General features: G+C 56.4%; 18 protein-coding genes. 7 read left to right on the forward strand and 11 right to left on the reverse strand.

Going from position 1 to position 23,966, the window contains the following annotated elements:
* The first annotated feature begins 76 nt into the window (after positions 1 to 76).
* The 3 genes from NB063_RS12170 (at position 77) to NB063_RS12180 (ending at position 4,079) form a co-directional block, all read left to right on the forward strand.
* Positions 77 to 955 carry a hypothetical protein gene (locus tag NB063_RS12170; RefSeq protein WP_250928997.1) on the forward strand — a complete coding sequence of 293 codons (879 nt, stop codon included), beginning with the start codon at positions 77 to 79 and terminating at the stop codon, positions 953 to 955.
* Between the two features lie 18 nt (positions 956 to 973).
* On the forward strand, positions 974 to 2,380 hold the full coding sequence (locus tag NB063_RS12175) for an MBOAT family O-acyltransferase (protein ID WP_250928998.1): 1,407 nt from the start codon (positions 974 to 976) through the stop codon (positions 2,378 to 2,380).
* A gap of 91 nt (positions 2,381 to 2,471) precedes the next feature.
* Complete coding sequence (locus NB063_RS12180; protein ID WP_250928999.1) at positions 2,472 to 4,079, forward strand: sugar porter family MFS transporter; 1,608 nt, start codon at positions 2,472 to 2,474, stop codon at positions 4,077 to 4,079.
* A 68-nt stretch (positions 4,080 to 4,147) separates the two neighbouring features.
* On the opposite strand, the gene NB063_RS12185 is transcribed toward NB063_RS12180, so the two are convergent.
* Positions 4,148 to 5,374 (reverse strand): DUF1559 family PulG-like putative transporter, encoded by a 1,227-nt coding sequence (locus NB063_RS12185; protein ID WP_250929000.1) that lies wholly within the window; start codon positions 5,372 to 5,374, stop codon positions 4,148 to 4,150.
* A 214-nt stretch (positions 5,375 to 5,588) separates the two neighbouring features.
* A complete protein-coding gene (locus tag NB063_RS12190) occupies positions 5,589 to 6,893 on the reverse strand; it encodes an MFS transporter (protein ID WP_250929001.1) in 1,305 nt (434 codons plus the stop codon).
* Between the two features lie 251 nt (positions 6,894 to 7,144).
* Here NB063_RS12190 and NB063_RS12195 point away from each other — a divergent pair, with 251 nt between their 5' ends.
* The gene (locus NB063_RS12195) at positions 7,145 to 8,392 is read left to right on the forward strand and encodes an MFS transporter (protein ID WP_250929002.1); all 1,248 of its coding nucleotides are present in this window, start codon (positions 7,145 to 7,147) and stop codon (positions 8,390 to 8,392) included.
* A gap of 29 nt (positions 8,393 to 8,421) precedes the next feature.
* Here NB063_RS12195 and NB063_RS12200 read toward each other — a convergent pair whose 3' ends face one another.
* Together NB063_RS12200 and NB063_RS12205 are read right to left on the reverse strand one after the other, a co-directional pair.
* Entirely contained in the window at positions 8,422 to 9,765 is a 1,344-nt protein-coding gene (locus tag NB063_RS12200; RefSeq protein ID WP_250929003.1) for an MFS transporter, read from the reverse strand.
* Between the two features lie 303 nt (positions 9,766 to 10,068).
* Positions 10,069 to 11,490, reverse strand: coding sequence for a PP2C family protein-serine/threonine phosphatase (locus tag NB063_RS12205; RefSeq protein ID WP_250929004.1), 1,422 nt, complete (start codon positions 11,488 to 11,490; stop codon positions 10,069 to 10,071).
* A gap of 230 nt (positions 11,491 to 11,720) precedes the next feature.
* Between NB063_RS12205 and NB063_RS12210 the strand changes: the two genes are divergently transcribed.
* Positions 11,721 to 12,263, forward strand: coding sequence for a hypothetical protein (locus NB063_RS12210; RefSeq protein WP_250929005.1), 543 nt, complete (start codon positions 11,721 to 11,723; stop codon positions 12,261 to 12,263).
* Positions 12,264 to 12,385: 122 nt separating this feature from the next.
* Here NB063_RS12210 and NB063_RS12215 read toward each other — a convergent pair whose 3' ends face one another.
* Together NB063_RS12215 and truA are read right to left on the reverse strand one after the other, a co-directional pair.
* Positions 12,386 to 13,954 (reverse strand): serine/threonine-protein kinase, encoded by a 1,569-nt coding sequence (locus NB063_RS12215; protein ID WP_250929006.1) that lies wholly within the window; start codon positions 13,952 to 13,954, stop codon positions 12,386 to 12,388.
* 173 nt (positions 13,955 to 14,127) lie between these two features.
* Complete coding sequence (gene truA / locus NB063_RS12220; RefSeq protein ID WP_250929007.1) at positions 14,128 to 15,114, reverse strand: tRNA pseudouridine(38-40) synthase TruA; 987 nt, start codon at positions 15,112 to 15,114, stop codon at positions 14,128 to 14,130.
* Between the two features lie 134 nt (positions 15,115 to 15,248).
* Between truA and NB063_RS12225 the strand changes: the two genes are divergently transcribed.
* Positions 15,249 to 16,775 (forward strand): DUF58 domain-containing protein, encoded by a 1,527-nt coding sequence (locus NB063_RS12225; RefSeq protein ID WP_250929008.1) that lies wholly within the window; start codon positions 15,249 to 15,251, stop codon positions 16,773 to 16,775.
* A gap of 109 nt (positions 16,776 to 16,884) precedes the next feature.
* Here the strand turns inward: NB063_RS12225 and NB063_RS12230 are convergent, their stop codons facing one another.
* From NB063_RS12230 to NB063_RS12250, 5 genes are read right to left on the reverse strand one after another with little or no spacing between them, the layout of a single operon-like run.
* Positions 16,885 to 19,050 (reverse strand): VWA domain-containing protein, encoded by a 2,166-nt coding sequence (locus NB063_RS12230; RefSeq protein ID WP_250929145.1) that lies wholly within the window; start codon positions 19,048 to 19,050, stop codon positions 16,885 to 16,887.
* 5 nt (positions 19,051 to 19,055) lie between these two features.
* Positions 19,056 to 20,138 (reverse strand): VWA domain-containing protein, encoded by a 1,083-nt coding sequence (locus NB063_RS12235; RefSeq protein WP_250929009.1) that lies wholly within the window; start codon positions 20,136 to 20,138, stop codon positions 19,056 to 19,058.
* Positions 20,138 to 21,187, reverse strand: coding sequence for a DUF4381 family protein (locus NB063_RS12240; protein WP_250929010.1), 1,050 nt, complete (start codon positions 21,185 to 21,187; stop codon positions 20,138 to 20,140). Before NB063_RS12240 ends, NB063_RS12235 begins: the two co-directional genes overlap by 1 nt.
* Entirely contained in the window at positions 21,184 to 22,104 is a 921-nt protein-coding gene (locus NB063_RS12245) for a DUF58 domain-containing protein (RefSeq protein WP_250929011.1), read from the reverse strand. The genes NB063_RS12240 and NB063_RS12245 overlap by 4 nt, the downstream gene beginning before the upstream one ends.
* Complete coding sequence (locus NB063_RS12250) at positions 22,101 to 23,108, reverse strand: AAA family ATPase (protein ID WP_250929012.1); 1,008 nt, start codon at positions 23,106 to 23,108, stop codon at positions 22,101 to 22,103. Before NB063_RS12250 ends, NB063_RS12245 begins: the two co-directional genes overlap by 4 nt.
* Positions 23,109 to 23,292: 184 nt before the next feature.
* Between NB063_RS12250 and NB063_RS12255 the strand changes: the two genes are divergently transcribed.
* Positions 23,293 to 23,901, forward strand: a complete 609-nt coding sequence (locus NB063_RS12255; RefSeq protein ID WP_250929013.1) for a peptidylprolyl isomerase — start codon at positions 23,293 to 23,295, stop codon at positions 23,899 to 23,901.
* Positions 23,902 to 23,966: the final 65 nt, after the last annotated feature.

Genomic DNA, 23,966 nt, shown 5'->3' on the forward strand with positions numbered 1-23,966 from the left:
TTAGCGATCCTGCGTCGTCGATAAACAGTGCGGTAGCGAAGTACTTTCGCGCAATCCGTTTTTAACGAATGTCACCATGAACACGATGATGGAAATCGCGATGAACCGCAAACTGACACGCACCCATTTAGGCCTCCAGCGACTTGCCGCCATGGCAATCGTCGCTGCCGCGTTCTCGGCCGCCGTTTCAACTCAAGCAACCGGCCAAGGGATCTGGGCCGATCCGGCTTGCGGGACCGAGCCAGTATGTGGTGCCGAACCGGTTTGTGGTGCGGAACCTGTCTGCAGTTGCCAGGAACCCGTTTGCGGCTGTGAACCTGCCTGCGGACTTGAACCCTCCTGTGGGCTGGAACCGGCCTGTGGTTGTGAGCCTTCGTGCGGTTTCGAGGGGGCTGATTGCAATGAGCTTCTCGGGCCTGAGAAGGGACTCCTCGCCAAAGCCCGTTTGCTTAACGTGAAGCCGCTATTTTGCATGTTCGATTCCGTCACCAGCGGGATCAAAAAAATCACCAGCCACCGTTGTCTCTTTCAACGAACTTCCAAAACGAGCTGCGAGTGTGCGACTTGTTCACACACCACGGGGCACGCGATGGAGAGTTATCCTGACTACGATCCGATGATCATTTCACCTGCAAACGAGCCGTCGCCAATGGTGCCTCATGTGCAGCCCGCGGCGCCGGTCACTCCGATGCCGAGAACGACGATCCGGCGTGACGCACCGGTGCCACCGACGTTGCCATTGCCCGGCCGAACAAACGATCTCGAATTTGATCGTCCAGGACGCACGTTTGACGAATTGAATGATCCGTTCGAAGACGATTCGGCCAGTCACACGGTGCTTCGGCAGCGTGGTATTCTGCAAGCCACCTTCGCACAAGGTGATTCCAACGAGTCGCTTCGTCGTGAACAAGCGACGCAGGAACACGACGAATATGCGGATTACTTCCGCGAGTAAGGACCGGAAAGCCAACCGTTGAATTTCGCTCAAGCTGAATTTGTCGTCTTCCTATGCGTCGTCCTGGTGGTGACCTGGACGATGGGGGCTTCAAGTCGCCGGCTTCGCAACGGTTTCTTGTTGGCGGCGAGTTATTATTTCTACGCCTACTGGGATTATCGCTTCTGCGGCCTATTGTTGATATCGACGTTGGTCGATTATTACGTCGCTCGCAGAATGTTCTCGTGTGCCTCACCGCGTCGGCGGCGGGCTTGGTTGATCGTTAGTTTGGCGGTCAACCTTGGAATGCTCGGTTTCTTCAAGTATTTCAATTTCTTTCTCGATACCGCTCGACCGCTGATCGAATCGCTCGGTGGTCACGCCGGCAACCTGAACGTGATCTTGCCTGTTGGCATTTCTTTCTTCACGTTTCAAACGCTCAGCTACACGATCGACGTCTATCGCGGGAAACTGCGTCCGACCTCGAGCTTGCTGGACTTTGCCCTTTACGTCGCGTTCTTTCCTCAGTTGGTTGCCGGACCGATCGTTCGCGCCGCGAGTCTCTTGCCGCAGCTCGCGGTGGTGCCACCGTTTCGTTATCGAATGATGTATGGCGGGTTCCAGCAGCTTTTGCGAGGCGCGGTGAAGAAGGTCTTAATCGCCGATCGCCTCGCCGAAACGGTGGATGTCGTTTTTGCGGGAGTCGAAATTTATAGCAGCGTGAGCGTGTGGATCGCGGTGATCGCTTATGCAGGACAAATCTACTACGACTTTTCAGGCTACAGCGACATGGCGATCGGTATCGCCAAGATGCTCGGCTATCGATTCCCGGTCAATTTCCGGCATCCGTATCTCGCAACGTCGATGTCGGATTTTTGGCGTCGATGGCACATCACGCTTTCGACATGGCTGCGGGATTACCTTTACATCTCGTTGGGCGGTTCGCGCGGATCGACTCGATCGACCCAGCGTAATTTGATGATCACGATGACGCTCGGAGGGCTGTGGCATGGTGCCGCAGTGACCTATGTGCTGTGGGGACTCTGGCACGGGCTCGCGTTGGTTTCCGAGCGGTATCGTCGATTCACATCGAGATTTCCTCTCGTCATTCGTTGGTCATTCGTAATGTTGGTCGTGTTGATGGGATGGGTGCTGTTTCGCAGTCCCGATTGGACGACCGCGACGCTGGTGTATCAGCGGTTGTGGATGCCGTGGTATCTCACGCCAACGGGTGAGACCGTGCGGATCTTATGGTTACCACCCCTGACACTGTTGATGATCGCTATCATGGTGATCGAACACGCGGCATGGATGACCCGGCTTCGCCGTTGCATGAGGCTCCCGATCGGAGCGTGGTACAGCGGTGTGGTGACGGCGATCATGATCTGGAGTTTGCTGCTCTACGCGCCGCGTGGTTTCCGGCCATTTGTTTATTTTCAGTTCTAGTTCGACCAGCCCGAGTGTTGTCACGTGTCGCGTCCGATTAAGTTGGCGATGCGAATACTCTGGAGTTGGATCGTTGTTAGGGAAGTTTGATATGCCGAGTCGTTTGTTTCTGTGGGCGTTGACATCAGCATTGGCTGGTTTTTTATTCGGTTTTGATACCGTCGTGATTTCGGGTGCCGAGAAAACCATCCAATCCTTGTGGTCGCTCGGTCACGCCCAGCACGGCCTCGCGATGAGCATGGCGTTATGGGGAACGGTCATCGGTTCGCTCGTTGGTGGCTGGCCGACAGATCGATTCGGACGCAAAACGACGCTGCTGTGGATCGGAATCCTGTATCTTGTTTCGGCGATTTGGTCGGCGTTGGCGACCGATGTCTATTCTTTCATGATCGCGCGTCTGATCGGCGGCATCGGTGTCGGCATCTCGACGGTGGCCGCTCCGCTGTACATTTCGGAAATCTCGCCGCCGGCTCGGCGTGGTCGGCTCGCGGGAATGTTTCAGTTCAATATCGTCTTCGGAATTCTGGTCGCCTTTGCCTCCAATGCGTTACTCGCCGGGATCGGCGACCACGCATGGCGATGGATGCTGGGCGTGGAAGCGATTCCCGCGTTGATCTTTTCGCTGATGTGTCTCGGGTTGCCGGAGAGTCCTCGGTGGTTGATTTCGCGACGCGGTGACGAGGTCGAAGCGATGCGTGTGATCGGCATCGCAAACCCGGAATGGTCAGAAGACGAGGTGCGGCAATTGGCAGAAACGATCAAAGCGTCTTCGGAACAGCACGTTTCTGACGAACCGTTCTGGACGATGCGATTGCGTATCCCAATCTTGCTGGCATTCCTGGTCGCATTTTTTAACCAGCTGTCAGGCATCAACGCGATCCTCTACTTCGCCCCGCGTATTTTCGAGATGACCGGACTGGGACAGCAGGCGGCAATCATTCAATCAGTCGGGATCGGTGTGATCAATTTAGGGTTCACGTTTCTCGGTTTGTACCTGATCGATCGGCTCGGTCGCCGCACGTTGCTGTACATCGGGTCGTTCGGGTACATCGCGTCGCTGGGCTTATGTGCTTGGGTGTTCTTCACGTACGCACCGCAATTTCAAGTCGCAAACTCAGCCATCGCGGTCAAGAGTTCGATCGCGACATATGAGAAAGCCGCCGCCTTACCGGCGCCCAAGGAATCCGACTTGACGAAGTTTCAATCGGACATCGACGCCGCAATAGAAGCCCTCGCCGTCGCTTCGCAATCGCCCGAATTCGATGGCGACGCGATTGAAATTCCAGCGTCGGCAGAATTTGACGACGTTGTCGCGGCAGCCGATCAAGCGATGTCGCAGGCGAGCGTTGAGTCGGGATTCGGCGGGAAGTTGGTGATGTTCTGTATCTTCGCGTTCATCGCAGCCCACGCCGTTGGTCAGGGCGCGGTGATTTGGGTGCTGATTTCAGAGATCTTTCCAAACCGTCATCGTGCCGCGGGTCAATCTCTCGGCAGCTTCACGCACTGGATCTTCGCCGCCCTTTTGACAACGGTGTTTCCTTGGTTCATCGGGAATTTCCCGCCTTCAGTCGTGTTCGGATTCTTCTGCTTCATGATGGTGTTGCAACTGATCTGGGTTGCCACCATGGTTCCCGAAACCAAAGGTGTTCCGTTGGAAGAAATGGAAGCCCAACTCGGCATCCGAGCGATCGAGCGATAATGCCCTTTCGATCGGAGGGTGGAGTTTGTGCGGGCACCGCCGATGGGTGATCCGGGATCGGTTAGCGATCAATTCCCAATTTCATCGGTCACCACGAATTCTTTCCAAGGCACGTCACTCTGCTTGCCGTGCGGAGTTAGCAATGCTTGGTAAACGCGGTAGTCGATGGAATTATTGATGAATTGCACCGCGCCGCTGGCCATCACCGCATTGACACCATCGTGGTGAGCCGACGAGGGGCGAGCCAAATCTCGCGCGTCCCGCATGTTGGAAACCACCTTCACGAACATGTCCTGCGCGGTGCTGTTTGAACCGGTGCCGCCACCGTTGATTCGGTGGAGTGAATGAACTGCCGCGGGAGCTTCTCCAACGTTGGTATTCCATGCTGGGCTCGCAGTCGCAGTCGCGGCCATGTCTTCATAGTGCCAAACGATCCCATGGATGTACCGTGCGGCTTCGATTTTGGGAGTCACTTCCGCGTTGAATGGAACATCGTAAGGAGTCGGCAGGCTGCTCGACTTTAGATCCGAGGCGTGGATCAATCCCGCACGATGCCAAGGGAACGCTTGAACGTTTTCAGTGTAAAGCAGAGTGTGTCCGGCGCCGTCTTTGATCTGATCGAGACGAACCCGTGGGCCTTCGGAAACGGACAGGCCGACTCCAGTGGATGAATTCACGCTAGCGATGTTGTACTTGGAATTTCCGATTCCGTTGGCGCGATTTTGCGAGCTCAGGAAGGTGACACCGGCGATCGTGGAACCATCTGGACGAAGGTGACACATACCGTTGTTGGACACATAGCAGTTCTTGGCTCGAGTGCCGGAGGTAACTGGATTGCTCGCGCATTGAAAGATTGCCAAGTTCGGTGCCGCCTGGGGATGGAAACCGTCTCCTTCAAAGTTTCCGCTCGTCGCATTCGAGCTGTCCGACAGGATCGGGTAACGATCTTCGGTCCAACGTTCGTAGGTGGGCAGACCTTCAAGATAGGGGAGTAACGCGACGGCCCATGTACCGATCTTGCGATGCGACGTCACGCTGGCACCGACTTCGCTCGATGGGTCAACTCCGCCCGCGAAAAATCCGAAATCTTGCACATAACCTGGGAATTGCCCCTTCGATGCCTCGTGTTGCAGTCCTGCCATGCCGAGCTGCCTTAGATTGTTGGCGCACTCTGTTCGCCGGGCTGCCTCTCGTGCGGCCTGGACGCCCGCGGTCGTCAGAGCGACCAATACGCCGATGATCGAGATCACGACTAACAGTTCGACCAACGTGAATGCGAGTCTTTGACGTTTCATTGGAAGGTCCCCAGGGAAGCGAGAAGAGCGGCACGCGTCTGCAAAAGAAACGCATATTCCGTGACTCGATTAGAGCACCGCCTGCATCCCTTCGCAAATTTTTCGTGGTTTCCCGGGTAAAGCTAGATGAATTCCGGTCCTGCCCCCCCACTTGCGAATATGCAAGGTCACGCCGGCAAGCTCGCTTCACTCAACCGGCGTCAACGGAGGCCGCTCAAATCCCCACTTGTTGCCTGCGGTGTGCCATTCGCCAAAAAGACATCGATGCCGCAAGGCCGATGATTGCTGCCAGCGTGAGTACGGCGAAGAAAAATTGATGACCGAGTTCACCCGGCCAACGATCCAACAGAAAACCCATCAGCGGTCCCATGAACACGTCGGGCGTGTATCCCACACCCGAAACAATTCCCACCGCGGTCCCCGTATCGCCCAACGGCACACGACCGTCTTCCATCATTGCGAAATACAACCCTCGTAACGCAAACACGGCTGCGCTCGTGGAAATCAAGGTCGCAAAGAAAAACGTGTTCATGCCCGGGCGAAAACCACCCGATGCGATGACCGCACTGCCAATTCCGAATATCAACAAACTCAACATCGTCATTCGCGCAACACCAAACCGATCGGCGAGCAGACCCGCCGCGACAGCCGCGAAAGGTCGGATCCACATCGAAAGCGTGCCGACTCTCGCCGATTGAACTTCGTTGAAATCCAGCACTTCATGTGCGTACAGCGACACATCGTCTAAGCCTTTGTATCCGACGTAGGCACATACCACGACGATCGCTTGCAGCCACACGGTCGGCATCCTCAGCACGCCTCTGACGCCTTTGGGCGGAAGCGTCGTGTCGTGTGTGATCTCGTCGCGCGAGTCATCGCCCCGATCACTTTGCCGGCCCAGTGCTACCCAGACCAGTACGGCAGCGAAAAAGGTGATCCCTGAAAACATAAGGATCACTTGTTGAAACGCCTTGGATCGCTGGTCGGGCGTGGCACTCTGCACTTCGTCGGGCATGAAGAAAGAAAACAACGCCACCGCTCCGCTCCCGATCCCAGCCGCAACGAGCCCGCGTCCTCCGTCGAGTATTCCGAACGCGCGGCCCGGTAATTTGGCACCACCCCACGCACGTGTCGCTCGAATCAGTGGTGCCCAAAATAGCAAGATCGTCGTAACGCCCCAAAAGCCATACAGAACTTTCACCACGGTGAACGACGGAATCGACATCAGCATCAGGCCGCCGAGCGAAGTCGCGAGCAATGCAAACGCCATCAACTTCCGAGCGGCAAACCGATCCGCCAGCGGTCCGCCGGGGAAGTAAGCCAACATCGCGATCACGCCGTAAACCGAAAAGGCGATCCCGAGTTCAAAGTTGGTCAGTTGAAAGACTTCCAACAACGTCGGTCGAAAGACCCTCGGAAGAACAAACGGCAGAAAGAAGACCGTCTCACCCGCAATCACCAGCGTAATGATCTCGATGGATCGACGAATGGCGGATGATTCACGACCCAAGTCTTGCATCTTCGGTGTCCGTTTGAACGACAAACTTCTGCGAGTGATTCACGATGAAGCGTCGGCAAGAGCCTGTCAATTACGTTGCGAGGGAAATGCGATTGATCGGCAATATTTGGCAAGAAGATTGACGACCTTCAACGAAGATTGACGACCTTCAACCATGAACCACTGCCACTGGTGGGCTGTCCGTCTTGCCGTAAGATTTCCAACCCACCGTCGACCCACCGTGGTCATCGCAAAATAAACCGAGTTGAAGCATGAGTGTTCCCGTCATTGCTACCGATTCCGCTGAATCGCCGCAGTCGAATCCATCGAACCAATCGGTCGAGCAGACCGCGATGATGGTGCTGGCGTCGCTCAGCGTTGCCCACATGCTCAACGACATCATTCAGTCATTGATCCCGGCGACCTATCCGTTGCTGCGGGATTCGTTGCAATTGAGCTATGGCGACATTGGGTTGATCACGTTTGCGTTCCAGCTCACCGCATCGCTGCTGCAACCGGTTGTAGGAATGTACACCGATCGCAAGCCAAAGCCGTTCTCTCTTGCGATCGGTATGGGAATGACGCTGATCGGGTTGATTCTCTTTTCTCAGGCACGATCACTCGTGACGCTGATGGCATCGGCGGCATTGATCGGCACCGGATCGAGCATCTTTCACCCCGAGGCGTCCCGGATGGCGCATCTGGCGGCAGGCGGCCGACACGGGTTTGCTCAGTCGTTGTTCCAAGTCGGTGGTAACTTTGGCACGTCATTGGGACCGTTGTTGGCGGCAGCGATCATCTTTCCATTTGGCCAAGCCTCGATCGCGTGGTTCGCATTGATCGCCTTGGCCGGGATCATCGTCCTGACCAAAGTCGGAGCGTGGTATCGAACGAAACTTGCCGCCCGCGCCGCGATGGGCAAAACATCCAAGCCGCAGCGGCACGCGTTGCTGTCTCGCCGCCAAGTCGGGGGCGCGATCGGAGTATTGGTGGCGCTCGTTTTGTCGAAATACGTTTATCTGGTGAGTTTTACCAGCTACTACGCGTTGTACATGGAAGAGACGTTTGACCTCACCAAACAACAATCGCAGCTCTGTTCGTTTGCGTTCTTATTCGCCGTCGCGGTCGGAACGTTTGCGGGCGGGCCGCTGGGTGATCGCTTTGGTCGCAAAGTCGTGATCTGGTTTTCAATCCTCGGTGTTGCCCCTTTTTCGCTTTCGCTTCCCCACGCGGGTTTGGTGGGAACCATCGTGCTGACGATCTTTATCGGGGCGATCTTGGCATCGGCGTTCTCGGCGATTTTGGTGTTTGCGCAGGAGCTGTTGCCGGGACGCGTTGGCGCGGTGGCGGGACTTTTCTTCGGTTTCGCGTTCGGCGTCAGCGCGATTGCGGCCGCCTTGCTCGGTGAGTTGGCCGATCGAACGAGCCTACAGTACGTCTTTCAGATCTGCGCGTACTTGCCACTGATGGGGATCATCGCCGCGTTCCTTCCGAAGCTGGAACGGCATGTCGGCGTCTGATCGCCCGTCCGCGAAAGAGAGAGAATATTTTAAACGCTGCAGCTTTCGAGTTCACCTGATTGATCCGGTTCGATGCAGGCGACAAGAGCTTCGCCTGCGTCAACAGATGCTTCGGCTGCGGCGGGCAAACTCATGTCGACGGCGGGAACAACCAGTTCTTCAGCCAAACGCAGACGGCCGGCCAACCACAAACTCACCAGCGAAAACGCAGCGGCGATGGTTCCGACGGTCCCAAAGTTCAACAGCCGGTCGTCGGCAGATTGAACAACGATCAGTCCTCCAAGATAGGACGCCGCACCGCCGGCAATATGCTGAATCGATGAGTTGGCACTCAAGAACGCGCCGCGATTCTTAGGCAAGACGCTGCCCGTCACCATCGCCATCGCGGGAATCATGCGACCGACGTTACACACCATCAACGTTCCGAAAACGCAAATCGTCAACAACACGGCGCCGGCGGGTAATTGCGTGATCAATACCAACATCACCGCCGAGATGGGAGCGATCGCGCGAAAGACGAGCAGTTTGCCGAACCGGTCTGCGTAACGTCCGACGGTCGGCGAGGCGACCAACGTGAGCGCCCCACCAGCGATGTAGATTAACGGCAGTTGTTGTTCAGTCATCCCAACGTTGCCGACGAAATACACGCTGAGATAGGGAAAAACGAGAAAACCGCTCATCGTCAACGCAATGATCAACGCAAACGCGTTGAGATGGTTGATGTGCAAAAACGTCGTTCGCAGCGATGTCAAGGTTGATGGACGCAGGTCCACCGCGTGGTCGTTCAAAACCGGCAATGCAAACCAAGCCAGTGCCAAAACGGGAAGTCCCAGAAGTGACAAGGCGATAAAGCTCATCTGCCAACCAAAGTTGGTGCCGATGAACAGTCCCATCGGAACACCGGCGACCGACGCAATGGCAAACCCAGTCATCAAGGCCCCGGTCGCGCGACCTCGACGGCTATCGGGAAAGACGTCTCCGATGATCGCCATCGAGATGCCGCCGACGATGCCACCAAACGCCCCCGCGATGACTCGCGAGATTACCAGTGATGGATAGTTCATCGACAGCCCGCAGAACAGAGTCCCGAGTAGAAAGCCGCTGTACAAAAAGAGGAACGCCGTCCGCCGCGAAAAGCGATCGACCGTGGCGGAAGCGATCAACCCCGCGATTCCGGCTGCAAATGTGTACGAGGATACGATCAATCCAAAAGCAGATGGGCTGATGTCGAGGGTACGCATGAGCTGCGGCCCGAGCGGCATTACGATCATGAAGTCCACGATCGTAATGAATTGAACTGCCGCCAAAATCAGTAATATCAAACGTTCGTTGTGGAGTGTGTTCGCCACGCCTTCGGCTGGTTTTTCCATCATCTTGATCGGTGGACCTCGGTGCAGGTCCCAATTCCTGGTATGCGGTTCGGCTGCTTATCGATTTTGCTTGCCATTGTGTCGGTATTCGACAGTCTAGGAGGCAGAAAAGTTCGCGAAACCCGAACGTGCGATAGACCATCACTAGGGGCCGGTAGCGACCGCTCTGACGCCTTCTTCGGAGTTGATTTCGAAACCGGTCATCGCGACGCACGCCGCCGGCGTAGGCAAGAATGACATTTGCCATTTCCGATAGGTATCAAGACGTCGCGTGTCACGACACCAAGTAGACAGGTGAACCGTTCTTCAGTCACCAACATGGCACTGAATTGCCAATAACGTGATATCGTCTTGAGCCGGTTGGCTGCCGACGTGATCGGTCACTTGTTGGATAAGGTGAGTGACGGTCTCCTCAATCGGTGCCTCTTGATTGTTTCGAATCGCAGCTTCGATGCGTTCGCGGCCAAACATCTCGTCCGAGTCGTTTGCCGCTTCGCTGATCCCATCGGTCAACAGAAACAAACGATCACCTGGTTCGAGCCGGATCGTTTCAGTGGTCCAATCCAAAGATGTGTCAATGCCCAGTGGCAAACCGGTTGCTCCGATGGATTCGAGTGTTTCTCCACGAACCAACAACAATGGTTCATGGCCGGCGCTGGCCACGGTTAGCTGATGAGAATCAACCTGCCAACGCAGCATCACGGCAGTCGCAAAACCGTCTTCGGCTAAGTACCGCGGGATTTTCTCGTTGACCTGCTCTAACAGGACGCCGGGATCGGTGCAGTCGAGCACAGCCGAGTCGATGATCATTTTCAGGATCGAAGCGCTCATCGCCGCGGGCACTCCGTGACCGACCAAGTCGGCGACATAGATCAACCACGAACCGTCTCGCAATTCGAGGACACCATAGATGTCGCCCGCAACTTCTTCGGCCGGTTGATAGTGCGGAACGATTTCCAAACCGGGGACGCTGGTCTCTTTCGGCAACAGGTTCCGTTGGATTTGCTCGGCGCGTTTCATCGCCACGGCACGGTTGGCTTCGACTCGGTGCAGCGATGCGGCCATGTCAGCGATCGCGCTGCTGAGCTCGTTCAGTTCATGGCTGCGAAACGATTCCGCTCGCAAATCAAAACGCTGCGACCCGACCCGATTGACCGATGCCGCGAGCCGTTTCGTAGGTGTCGCGATGAGCCGAACCAGCACCACGTCTAAGATCAGCGCGGCCAAGGACGCAAACGCAAACAACCAGCTCACGTGCATCAGAATTTTTCCGCGGACGCTTCGTTTGATGTCAGCTGCCAATTCAATGATTTGCACGTCGAGCTGATCGGTGGAGAAGCGACCGACAATCGCGTCCTGATTGGGATACTCGGATGGATTACTGGTTCCCGGTGTGGTGTGGGTATGCAATTGACGACCGTTCCAGGTGATGTGGATCCAGCACACCGCGGAGTTAGTTGCAGCCGATGGGGAGCATGTGCTTTGAAGGAATGCAGCAATCGCCGCTTCGTCTTCCGGATCACTTAACTTCAACAGGGCTTCGCCGATCAAGCTCGCTTCATCACTGAGCGTCATTCGCCGCGCATCAGTGGCTTGCCGCATCTCACGTCGATAGTCCGTCACCATTAACAAGCCGACCAGCAGAACCAGCGGAATGTTGACCGCCAACAGCAGGAGATTGAGAGTCGTGTAGGACTTCTTAGGACGGTTCTGGAGGGATTCGGTCATACGCAGCACCCCGCCCGTTTGGGATCCCGCAAGACGTACATGGAACGATGGCCAAAACGGCGTGAGCAATACCGCATCGACGAAACACCGCATTCGCGGTGATGACACACGCGAGCGTTTTGACAGGCGGTCATTTGTGTTTTGCAAGGTTTTGGCCGTGACCCACGGCTTGGTCCGAGCGGTGCGTGAGATCGGCTCAATCCGTCCCTGGACACCAATGGATTATTTGAATGAAACGTCTTGTGATGGTTGCCTTCACCGGTGCCGTTTTCACTTTCCTGGTCCGCTCGGATGAAGCTGTCGCCGCCAGCCAGCCGTTTAGTAGCGATGATTTCCACGCGCATTTCCACGGAGGCCATTGCGGCTTCAATGGTCGTGGCGGTGCGCATGCTTACTTTCAATACGGATATGGCGGTCACGAAACGGCGAGTTTTTTCGACGGGGCGGGTTATAGCGGTTGTGCGTCCGATTGTGATGGCGGGCAAGACGCTCCCGGTGATCGTTTTAATCAACCTGCTGACAGTGGTAACGATCAGCACAGACTTCACTTGGACGTTGGAGACGCTTGCGGATTGGAAACGGCGACACCTCATAAACTCGGCGAGGCCGTCTTCTTAATGATTTCCCCGCGATCGGCTGATCCCAAGGTGGACAAATCCTTAGGAAGTGTAGGTCCACCAAGAGCAGCGAGATCCGTCAAACGCGTAACCCCAGTCGGATTTATTCAAATACCTGTAGGTTCCGTTAGTAAGTGGGGCGCACAACCGATTTAATCGGTTGCACAAATCCAACCGCGACTCCGGAGTCGACGAAAGCGGTTCGCATACCGACAAACTGATTTCTCAGTGGTCTCGCAAATCGGGACAAGCAGAAACCGTCACAGTTGCGTGGTGGACTACTCGACGATGAACACCGTGCCGCCCTTGCCGTCTTCCATCGCTTTCACTTTCGGAGCCGTTTTAGGCAGCGGACGGGAAATCGTGTATGCGGCAATTCCCACAACGAGGACGAGGGCAAGCACGGCGATCGCGAGTCCGATGCCGAGCATCACAAGCTGCGTATCTGCTGAGCGATGCGGCCCGTTGGCTTGTTGGGGTGCGACCTTCTTGGGGACGCCCCCAAGGCCCGCCGTGGCAGGCCGTAGTGCGGGATTGGGCCGGGTTCGCAGACCACTCGACAACGAATCCAATGGCCCCACAGACGAGAAATCAGACGCCGATCCGACTGAGGCATCCAGCGGCGGCAGCGATCCAAAATCGAAGTCATCGATCACTTCGACAACGTCGACCTCCGAGAGCTGCGCTGCGGAACTGTCGTCCATGGACGCCTGATAAAGCTTGTCGTCGATCGCTGAATCACGACGCGTGACCATGGCAGCTAACTGTTCATGCCGCGAATCGAGATCGCCTCGTCCCGATCGCAAACGTTGCAACTGATTGAGCAGGTCGGCGGCCGACGAAGGACGATCGGCAGGCTTTTTCGCCATCATCCGCATCAGCAGCATCGCGAGCGACTCGGGGCAATCTTTGCGAAGCTCACGCACATCCGGTATCGGGGCGGTTTGGTGCTTGGCCAATCGCTGGGCCACGCTGTCACCCCGAAACGGCGAGCTACCCGTCAGCAAAAAATACCAGGTGCAACCGAGTGAGTAGATGTCCGCTCGCGCGTCAACGGTCTTGCTGTTGAGGGCTTGTTCGGGGGCGACAAAATCCGCCGTGCCGAGCAGACGTTTGGTTTCCCGACTGTCGTCGGCTTCACTCCATCCTATCCGGGCCAACCCCATGTCGCTGACCTTGACGACACCATCACTGCGGAGCATCAGGTTAGACGGTTTGATGTCGCGGTGAATCACACCTCGTTCATGTGCGTGCACCAATCCTTCACAGGCTTGAGTGATCGCATCGAGCGACGCGTCATAGGACATGACACCATCACGCATAACGATTTGATGAAGGTCGATACCGTCGACGTACTCCATCACAATGTAAAGTTTGTTGCCGGCTTCGTTGAAGTCATACGCGCGAACAATGTTGATGTGATCGAGCTGCGCCGAAGCACGAGCTTCTTCTTTGAATCGTTCGATCCTTCGCGTGTCTTTGAGCGCATCGGGCGGCAGAACTTTGAGTGCCATCTGCCGTTTCATGACTTGGTGCTCACCGAGATACACCATCCCCATCCCGCCCCGGCCGAGCGGGCGGAGCAGCTTGTACGCTCCTAAAAAGAAGCCGCGGCTTTTTCCCGCGAGCAACTTGCTCGCTTGCCAACGCGTCAGTAAACCAGCATTGCGCAGCCCATCGACCAAACGCTGAGAGTCGACGGAGGTGCTCTCCATCAATAGCGATGCGACGACGGTCTTGATCTCGTCGATTGTCAGAACACGCGACGCGAGAGCTCGCCTGACGAGCGATCGGGTCGCCTCGTCGAGAATCGGGCGCGGAGTCACGAGGGATGACGTAGACGACATTGTGAGCTGGATAGAAGGTTCAGGAGGTGCGGCGGGGTAATTCTCACCATTCATCTTGAACTCGAGGTGGGTGAAAAAACGAACAGCCAATTCGACTTATCGGTTTCGCGAAATGCGATGCGATACGTCGCATGGATTGTCGATCATTTCAACCGATTTTCAGGCTTCAAAGGTTAAGGTTTCGTGAACATTAGCGAGGGAGTCAAAAAAACCTCATTGGGATAATTTACGCAACACAAAAAAAGCCCCTGCGGCGGGGCAGTCGCCCCTGCCAACCGGCGATCTTTGGACTCCAACACCTCATCGATCCATTCGATCGGCCGATAGCCGCGAGCAACGTCGAACATCGTGCCGACGAGGTTGCGAACCATGTTGTAGAGAAACCCATCGCCCTCGACTTCGTAAAACCATCGTTGCCCGGTCAACTCCTCAGCGAGCCCGCCGCATGGATCGCATGGCTCACGCGTCCAAACGCTGTGGGTGATCGTCCGAACGGTACTCAAGCGAACCGCACCGGACGCCTGAAACGCGGCGAAGTCGTGACAGCCAAGAAATTTCTCCGCAGCCTTCGCGAGCAAATCGACATCGATCGGCCAGGGCACTCGGTAGCGAGTACGAACGGCAAACGGATTGCGATGGCCTCCGATTTGAATCTGGTATCGATACCGCTTGCCGATCGCATCCGCAATCGGATGAAACGAGGGGATCGTTTCGCGGACATCCACCACGGTGATGTCTTCGGGCAACCTTGAATTGAGCCCCCGCATCACCGCTTTGGCATCCGCCCGCCAGTTCGGCAACACACAACGAGCGGCCTGCCCCCAGGCGTGAACTCCCGCATCGGTTCTCCCACTACCGAGAACTCGCAGTGCCCGAGGCTCCTGCCGCGTTTGAGGCTCCTCCGTTTCATACCGATCCGCTCCCGCGGCGAGGTCAGCATCGACCTGCACCCCCGGATCGTTCCCGGGCGTCGTCTCGGCGGGCTTTTGTTTTTTGCCGGACTTTCCCAGCAAAGTGGCGACGGCCTGTTCGAGTTCCGCCTGAATCGTCCGTCGCCCGGGTTGGACCTGCCATCCTGAATACTCGGTCCCGTCATACGTGACCGTCAGATGGAAAGTGGGCGACGGCGGTCCTTCGATCGATCGGGAGTTGGAATTCATCGCCAAATCTTATCTGATTCGTGTCTGTTCGGAAGCGTGTGGGGAACGACGAGATTCTGCTAAGATGACGCCTCCCTACGATATCGATGCAGCCGAATACTCTCGGCTCGTACCCGTGACCGCGACGCGTCTCCATGTTTTTCGATCTAGCTCAATCGACCCTCGCAAGCGACGTCGGAAACGAGATCCAGTGGCTCAGCGGGCTGCCGTGGCTGCTGCTCTTGGTGCTCAGCCTGCCGCTGATCATCGCCGCCTATCGAACTCGCGTCTTTCCCACTGGATTATGGGCGAGCCTGCTCGGCGTCTCGATCGTGCTGAGTGTGCTGTTTGTGTTCTCGCCACAATGGCTTGTGGTCCTCGTGATGGTCGACGGGCTCATTTTTGTCGTCACGCTGATCGATTTCTTGTTGCTGTGGTGGGGCAGTGGACGCAGCGCAGCGACAGGAATCAGTGTCACCCGCGAGATTTCGCGAACGGGCTCACTCCGGGTTCCCCTGCAGAGCACGCTGACGCTGCGAAACAAAACCTCGCTGCGGTTGCTCGGTGAATTCTGCGACGATCTCCCCGAGAATTTCACGGCCGAGCCCAACATGCACGAGCTTGACTTGGCTCCGGGAATGGAAACAATCGCCCACAGCCAATTGACGGCGCATCGCCGCGGTGCCTTCGAACTCGAACGTTGCTACTTGCGGATCCACAGCCCGTTGCGATTGTGGCAACGTCAGATCACGCTTGACGTGCATGACCGCGTGAACATTTATCCGGACATGAAACAACTGTCCGATTACGCGATGCTCGCGCGCACGAATCGGCTCAGTCTGATCGGAGTTCGACGCACGCGGCGGATCGGTCAAGACAGCGATTTCGAACGACTGCGTGATTACACGCGTGACGACAACTACCGACACATCGATTGGCGGAGCACGGCGAGACGAAACAAGCTCACCGTTCGACAATTCCAGAGCGATCAAAGCCAGCGATTGATCTTCATGCTCGATTGTGGGCGCATGATGACCAATCAACGCGACGGATATTCGCTGCTCGATCATGCACTCAACGCGTCGCTCATGATGGCGTACGTTGCGCTGCAGCAAGGTGATTCGGTCGGCATGATTTGTTTCAGCAACAAGATTCACGCTTACATCCCGCCACGAGGCGGCGCCAGCCAAATGAACCGTTTGTTGCAAGCGGGATTCGACCAGTTCCCGCGGATGGTCGAATCACGGTACGACCAAGCATTCTTGCATCTGAACTCGCGTTGCAAACGACGTTCACTTGTCACGCTGATCACCAATGTGGTCGACGAAGTGAACTCGGCGGTGGTCGTTGACTATCTATCGAACCTGACCGGCACGCACTTGCCGCTCGGTGTACTGCTACGTGACCGGGAAATGTTTGATGCTGCCGATGCACCGCACAATGCCGCCTTGGCGGCAGCCGCTGCAACGCCCGCCGGCGAACAGCCACGGCCTTATACCGAATCAATCGATGATTTCACGATGTACCGCGCCGCAGCGGCGGCCGATATTCTGCTGTGGCGTGAGCAAGTGTTGACGGGTCTTCGCCACCGTGGCGTGCTTGTGGTGGACGCTTTCCCCGACGAGCTTACCGCTCCGTTGGTTAATCAGTATCTCGAAGTCAAAGCAAAACACCTGCTGTAGGCGTTCGCCAATTCGATTGGGGGATTCGCCCGAGTTCCATCCCCCAAGGATTTCAGCCAAAATCCACTACGCCGTGGCACTTCGTTGGATGCTTGTAAACGCGACGCAACTACCAGTCTTTTTCAACGGGAATTTGACGCCGTTGTTGCATCTGCTGCAGACGAAATCGGCGGATCATGTCTCGATCGCGAATCGCCTGTAGCATCTTCATCGCCTCCTCGGCCGTCATGGGCCGGTCATCTTCCGCCTGCTCACCGGCACCGACCGACGATGCGTTCTGCGTCGACGACCCATCGCCACTATTGTCACTGGATAGCTCACCGCTGACATCGGCGGGATCGGTCGGCTGCTGATTCTCGCCTTCTGTTTCAGATGGCTCGTTGCCTTGCGAGTCGTCATCCATGTCCTGCTGGGGTTCCCCCGACGAAGATTCGGACTGGTCGGAATTCGAAGGTGATTGCTCAGGCGATTCCGGCTGCGACTGTGACTCGGATTCATCACCCTCATCCGATTGAGAGTCTTGCGCTTGCTGCTCTTCGGATGGCTCGTTTTCGGGCTGCCCGGACGAGTCGGATTGCTCGCCGGATCCGGAGTCACCGGAATCCTGCGGTTGCTGCTGGTCGGGTTGCTCCTGCTGTTGCTCTTCACCCTCGCCGGATTGTTCTGAGTTCTGCTGCTCAGATTCTTGTTGATCCGATTTTGGTTGCTCGGAATCTTGCTGCTGATTCTGGTTTTCGTTTTGCTGCTGTTGCTGTTGCTTCTCGATTTCTGCGCGCAGTCGGACGGCCTTTTCGAGGTTCACCCGAGCGTCCGCCCAATCGGGATTGAGACGCAGTGCCGAACGTAACGCTTCGATGCCACGGCCCAGCACTTCTTTTACCTGGTCTGGCCCGGCCACTTCTGTGGATTCAGCAGCTGCATTCGGTTGCGATTCTTCGGCCGACAACATCTGCACAGCTCGGGCGTAACACGTCGTACCGAGGTTGAACCGAGCGGCCGCAGCAACTTCGTCGTCAGGGGAACCGATCGCGCGAGAAAACTCGTCGGCTGCGGTTTCAAGTTCACCCTGTCGATACAGTTCGACGCCGTGGTTATACGCCTGAGTGAATTGCCGCAAATTCGTTTGAGCGTTCGCGATCGCGGGTTGAGCCAATGCAATCAAGAAAGCCAAACCCGCAATGGACGATTTTCGCATCGTCTCAACACTGCTTCGTCGCCAAGACAACCTGCTCGCAAAATCGATCAGCAACAACACAAACGCGGGCAATGCAAACCACTGGAACCTCGCGACATAGGCATCGACCTTGGCCGTTTCAAACTCAGTCGTTTGCAGGCCCGCGATGTAGCGGTCATAGATCTCGCCCATATCGACGTGTTTGGTCTCTGCTGGAATGTAAGCGCCCTCGGTTTCGGTCGCGATCTCTCGCAAAATTTCGCCGTTCATTTTGGACCACACCGGTTCGCCGTTGTATTTCACATAGCTTCCTGTTTGGCGCCGCGACTGCTCCCGATCAACGTCGGGAATACGGGCCCCCGAATTCATGTCACCCAGGCCTACGGTGAAGATGCGGATATTTTCATCGTCATGCAGTCTCTTTGCCATTTTCACCGGTTCACTCTCCTGGTCTTCCCCGTCGGTCAAAACGACGATCACTCGATGAGCGTTAGTTTTGCTGAGAAACGCACGACCAGCCGATGCGATCGCGTCGCCCAGACGTGAACCGCCACGGCGGACCGAACTCGGGTTAACGTCTTCGAGCATTTGGCTGAAGTCTTCGTAATGGTTGGTCAGCGGAATGGTTTGCCGGGTTTCGCCGGCAAAGACGACAAGCCCAACACGGTCTCCCGCCATCCGCTGTAACATGTCGCGCATCATTTGCTTGGCCCGTTCGAGACGATTGGGCGCGACGTCCTCCGCCAACATGCTCCGCGAGACGTCGAGCAAGAACATGATCTCGATTCCTTTTTGCGGTACTTCCTGCTCCGATTTACCCCATCGAATATCCATCAACGCGACCGTCAACAACGACAACACCGAGCACACGACGACCGCCGACAGGATTGCACTGATATATCGATGACGGGCGAAGAACGAAGTCCGATCAAAAAAATCATCAAGACGATCCTCCGTCGCGAACCTGCGTTGGGCTCGGTATCGAAGAGCCACCACGAGGAAACACGTCACCCCTGCCATCATCGCGGCGATGATCCACCACACGGCGGCGGGATTGCCGATCATGCTGTCTTCGGGCAACCAGTCAACCAACTCGTTCATACGATTCACGTTAACTCCCTCAACCACAACGTCTTCAACAGCACGCCAGCAACGATGAGACACAACACGATTGACAGGATCGGCGGAACCGTGCCCCACAAGGTCGGATAGTCTTCCACCGCAAGTTCGCGATATTCAACGAACTGCTTGGACTCCACTTTCGTTTTCTCGAGTTCGTCGATTTCGCGATAAATCGCTTCGAGTGAGTCGGTGTCGGTCGCACGAAAGTACTTCCCGCCGGTTCGCTCAGCAATTTTCGTCAACGTTTCTTCGTCAATGTTGACTTCAATCGGCCGTAGCACTTGTCGACCGCTGAAGGGGTCTCGCACCGGAAAGGGTGCTTCGCCCTTCGTCCCGACGCCAATCGTATAAACCTTGATGCCGAGCGTCTCGGCGAGTTCCGCGGCTTGCAACGGATCGAGCGTCCCCGCATTGCTTTCGCCATCGGTCAACAAGATGATGATCTTGCTTTTAATCTTTTGCTTGCCCCGAGCGTCGAGCGCATTGAGTTTTTCAGTCGCCAGGGCAATCGCGTCACCGATCGCCGTCCCATCTTCGTTTCGTTGATCGACGATCCGGGTCTGATTGAGCATCGCAACGAGGAAGGAGTGATCGAGCGTCGGGGGAGTCACCGCGTCGGCGTACCCGGCAAATGTGGCGAGCCCTACCAGATCGCTGAACCGCCCTTCGAGCCCTTCTCCACCGAGCACGAATTCGGTGACCACGTTCTTGATCGCTTGCAATCGATCGACCCGCTCACCATCGATGCGAAAATCCATCGCTTGCATGCTACCGCTGCGGTCGACGACCAATTCGATTGCAATCCCTTCGCTAGTCGACACGGTCTGTTGTCTCCCATCACGAGGGCGTGCCAACGCCACGATCAATCCGACCAAGGCCAGCAACAGGAGCGCGTCGGGCAACCAAATCAATCGCTGTCGCAGCGTACGAGGCAACCGCATCGTCGTTTCGACGTTGCTAAACGGGATCGCTCCGTTGTCTTGAGCGACAAAGAAGCGACGCCAGGCCAGTACCGGGATCAACAACAGCAGCCACAAATATTCGGGCGAATGGAACAGCGATAACATCAGGCCGCCTCCTTGGAAACAGAACCTGTGTCACGCCGTGAAGAAAGCTGGCGTTCGGCATCATCGATCGCCGTGCGAAGTGCATCGGCCTCTTCTCCTGAAACACCCCGGTCGCTTCGCGAGTCAAACTTCAATCGATCCGCATACCGAAAGGCCGTTCCGAGACGCTCAAGTTCCGCGTCGCCGTATTCCTGTTCGCCTAGCATTTCGATCAAACGTCGGGTCGATGGAGTCGCCGTGGTCAACCGCGAAACCTTCGAACGATCCCGTCCCATTACGCCGAGATGAAGCACCTGCTTCAACAAATCAGAGGCGGCGATGTAGTCCTCCGCATCGCTGATCGGTTGCTGCCTGAGTTCCGCCAGTCGTTTCCGACACCACTTCATCACTCGATCCCGACGACGGTACCAAACTGCGAACGCTCCGACCGCCACTCCCAGTGCGACAGCCGCGATCGGCCACCACTGCAGATCAGTGTCCACGGGCTCAGCCACTTTTTTCAACGTGATTTCGCCTTCGATGTCACGAAACTCATTCAGTGCGGCTTGCTCTTCCGGCTCGAGGACACTCTGCACCTCGATCGTGAGCGGTTCCGATTTGGTGGTTTGTGTCGTGGCGTTTTCGTCACCTGTCTGCACGCTCACCTCGATCGGTGGAATCGTTTGCGTACCGAGGGCCAACGTTTCGAGAACCAAAATCCGAGCCCACAAACGCTGATCGCTGGCCATCCCGGGAGCGGGAACGTCGGGAGTGTCCGCAACACGCAGAACATCAAACGGGCCAAGCGTTTCGTCCACCGGCGCAAAAGCGACGCGACTGCCCGCCGGCGCGATCATTTCAACACGTACGGTAAACGGTTCTGCGATCGCAACTTTCTGCGTCGAAACGACCACGCGGGGCCGTTCGAGCACAAGTGAATCGTCATTCGGAACGATTAGCTGTTCTTCCGACGTTGCCGTATTAGAGGGTGTCTCTTTCGACGCGAGATTATCGACGGGCACCGCGAGAAACACCGCCAACAGGCTGCACGCGAAACATTGAAAGATCATACCGCCCGCCGCTCGCGTTGATGAAAGTAACGCTGGAGCGGCTCGACAATGTCGTCACCGGTTTGCAAATGAAGCGGCGTCCATTTCAAGCGGGCGAACATGGCGTCGCGAGCGATCATCCGCTGTCGCGACATCGCTTCGTATTGGCTCCGGACTCGCCGGCTCCCTGTATCAACAACTTGCATCCGTCCCGTTTCGCAGTCCCGGAGTCGTAGCAAACCGACGCGAGGCAATCGCATTTCTCGTTCGTCACCCACGATGATGGGAATCACGTCATGTCGTCGACTGAGAACACGCATGGCACGTTCAAGCGATTTTTCTTCGTTGGATCGTTGTTCCTCGGAATCATGCATTCCGCCCGTCATGAAATCGCTGATCCAAAACACGACGCTGCGGCGATGCGTGGTGCGGTTGAAGTGATCAAGCGCCGCCATCAAATCCGTTCGTGTGCCGATCGGGTCGCAGTACAACATTTCGCGAATAAGTCGCAAGACATGCCGTGACCCCTTTCGCGGTGGCACGTGTTTTTCGATTTGATCGGTGAACAACGTCAACCCGACCTTGTCGTTGTTCTTGATCGCCGACATCGCCAGCGTGGCACCGAGTTCGGTGACCAGTTCGCGTTTCGTTTGATGCTGGGTTCCGAAACCAATCGACGAGCTCAAGTCGACGAGCAACATCACGGCGAGTTCGCGTTCCTCTCGAAACAGTTTGACGAACGGCATATCACTCCGCGCGGTCACGTTCCAATCGATCGTGCGAACATCGTCGCCGACTTGGTACGGGCGCACTTCCTCGAACTCAATCCCACGTCCCTTGAACGCCGAATGCCAACTGCCGGTGAGCAGTTCGTCGACCCTGTGAGAAGTTCGAAGTTGGATGCGTTTGATTTTCTTCAGCACATCGCTCGGGATCATGGTACCGCCACGTGATCCATTATTTCCTTGACGATCGACTCGCTGGTTCGTTCTTCCGCCTCGGCTTCGTAGGTGATCATGACACGATGACGGAGCACATCGAGGGCGAGATTCTGGACGTCTTCGGGCAGCACATAACCGCGGCCGTCGAGGAACGCGTTCGCTCTCGCCGCCAGCGCCAAGTTGATCGACGCACGTGGCGAAGCACCGAACTGAATCAGCCCGTCAAGTTGAAGCCCGTAGGCGGCCGGCCGACGCGTGGCCATCACGATGTCGACGATATAGCCTTCAATTTTGGGATCGATAAAAACCTGATCGACGTGAGTTCTCGCGATCATGATTTCCTCGGGAGAGGTCACGCCCGCCACCTCGAATTTTGGCGCCGTTTTGCTCATCCGCCGCAGAATCAGGAGTTCTTCATCGCGTCCGGGATAGTCCACGATGACTTTCAGTAAGAATCGATCCATCTGGGCTTCGGGCAGCGGGTAGGTGCCTTCCTGTTCGACCGGGTTTTGCGTCGCCATCACCAGAAACGGTTCCTCGAGCGGGAAGGTTTCGCCGCCGATCGTGACTTGACGTTCCTGCATCGCTTCGAGGAGGGCACTTTGCACTTTTGCCGGAGCCCGGTTGATTTCGTCGGCGAGAATCAAATTCGAAAAGATCGGCCCTTTCTGAACGACGAAACTCTGATCCTGGGGCCGGTAGACTTGCGTCCCGATCAAATCCGCGGGCAATAGGTCGGGGGTGAACTGCAGCCGTTGAAATTGCGTGCGTATGGACTTTGCCAAACTCGCCACCGCGGTCGTCTTGGCGAGCCCCGGAACGCCCTCGATGAGCAGGTGTCCGCCGGTGAGCAGACCAATCAACATCCGGTGGACGAGTGCCTCCTGCCCGACGAGCACGTGTCCAATTTCCACCGCGATGCGACGAAACGGCTCGCTCGCTTGGGAAAAATCGCCGCCGGTAGGGGCTTCTTGCGGCAAAGATGATTGAGATACAGGCATTTTTTATCGTTCGTTTCGAAACAGAATGTCATGGTTTGCGAATAATCTATTCGACCGCAAACCGGGTTCGGTTCGTAGGTTGGGTTGAAACCCGATCGACGGATTTGGTTAAATACACCATCCTCAACGAGTCGACCGCAACGATCGGTCACTCTTCCCACCCCCACTGGAGTCCTTTCCAAAGATGGCTTACCGCACTTTCACGCTCGTCCTCGTCGCTTTGTTCGCCTCGTTGTCGCTATCCACAGCCTCGGCACAAGACGCGACCAAAGCAGAAGTCACCAACAAGGTCTATTTCGACGTCGCCATTGGTGGCGAACCTGCCGGGCGAATCGTGATGGGATTGTTTGGAAAAGACGTCCCCAAAACGGTCGAAAATTTCCGTGCTTTGTGCACCGGCGAAAAGGGCACCGGCAAATCGGGTGTGCCTTTGGATTATGAAGGCAGCGCGTTTCACCGTGTCATCCCGGGTTTCATGTTGCAAGGCGGTGACTTCACCGCAGGTAATGGAACCGGTGGCGAAAGCATTTACGGTCGCGATTTCGCAGATGAAAACTTCAAGTTCCGTCACTCGGTACCAGGTTTGCTCAGTATGGCCAACGCCGGTCCCAACACAAACGGGTCTCAATTCTTCATCACCACCGTACCAACACCGCACCTCAACGGCATGCACGTCATCTTCGGACGCGTTCTCGAAGGCATGGACGTGGTCAAGAAAATTGAGTCGGTCGGTTCGGGCAGCGGTCGCACCCAAACTCTTGTAAAGATCACCGAAGCTGGCGAGCTGAAGTAAGCCCTTGCCTAGTTAATTGGCGATATCGCCCGGTCGCATCCATCTAAAACGTCAGCCACCAACGG

Origin of the sequence: Aporhodopirellula aestuarii (assembly GCF_023701485.1) — a bacterium.
GTDB lineage: Bacteria > Planctomycetota > Planctomycetia > Pirellulales > Pirellulaceae > Rhodopirellula > Rhodopirellula aestuarii.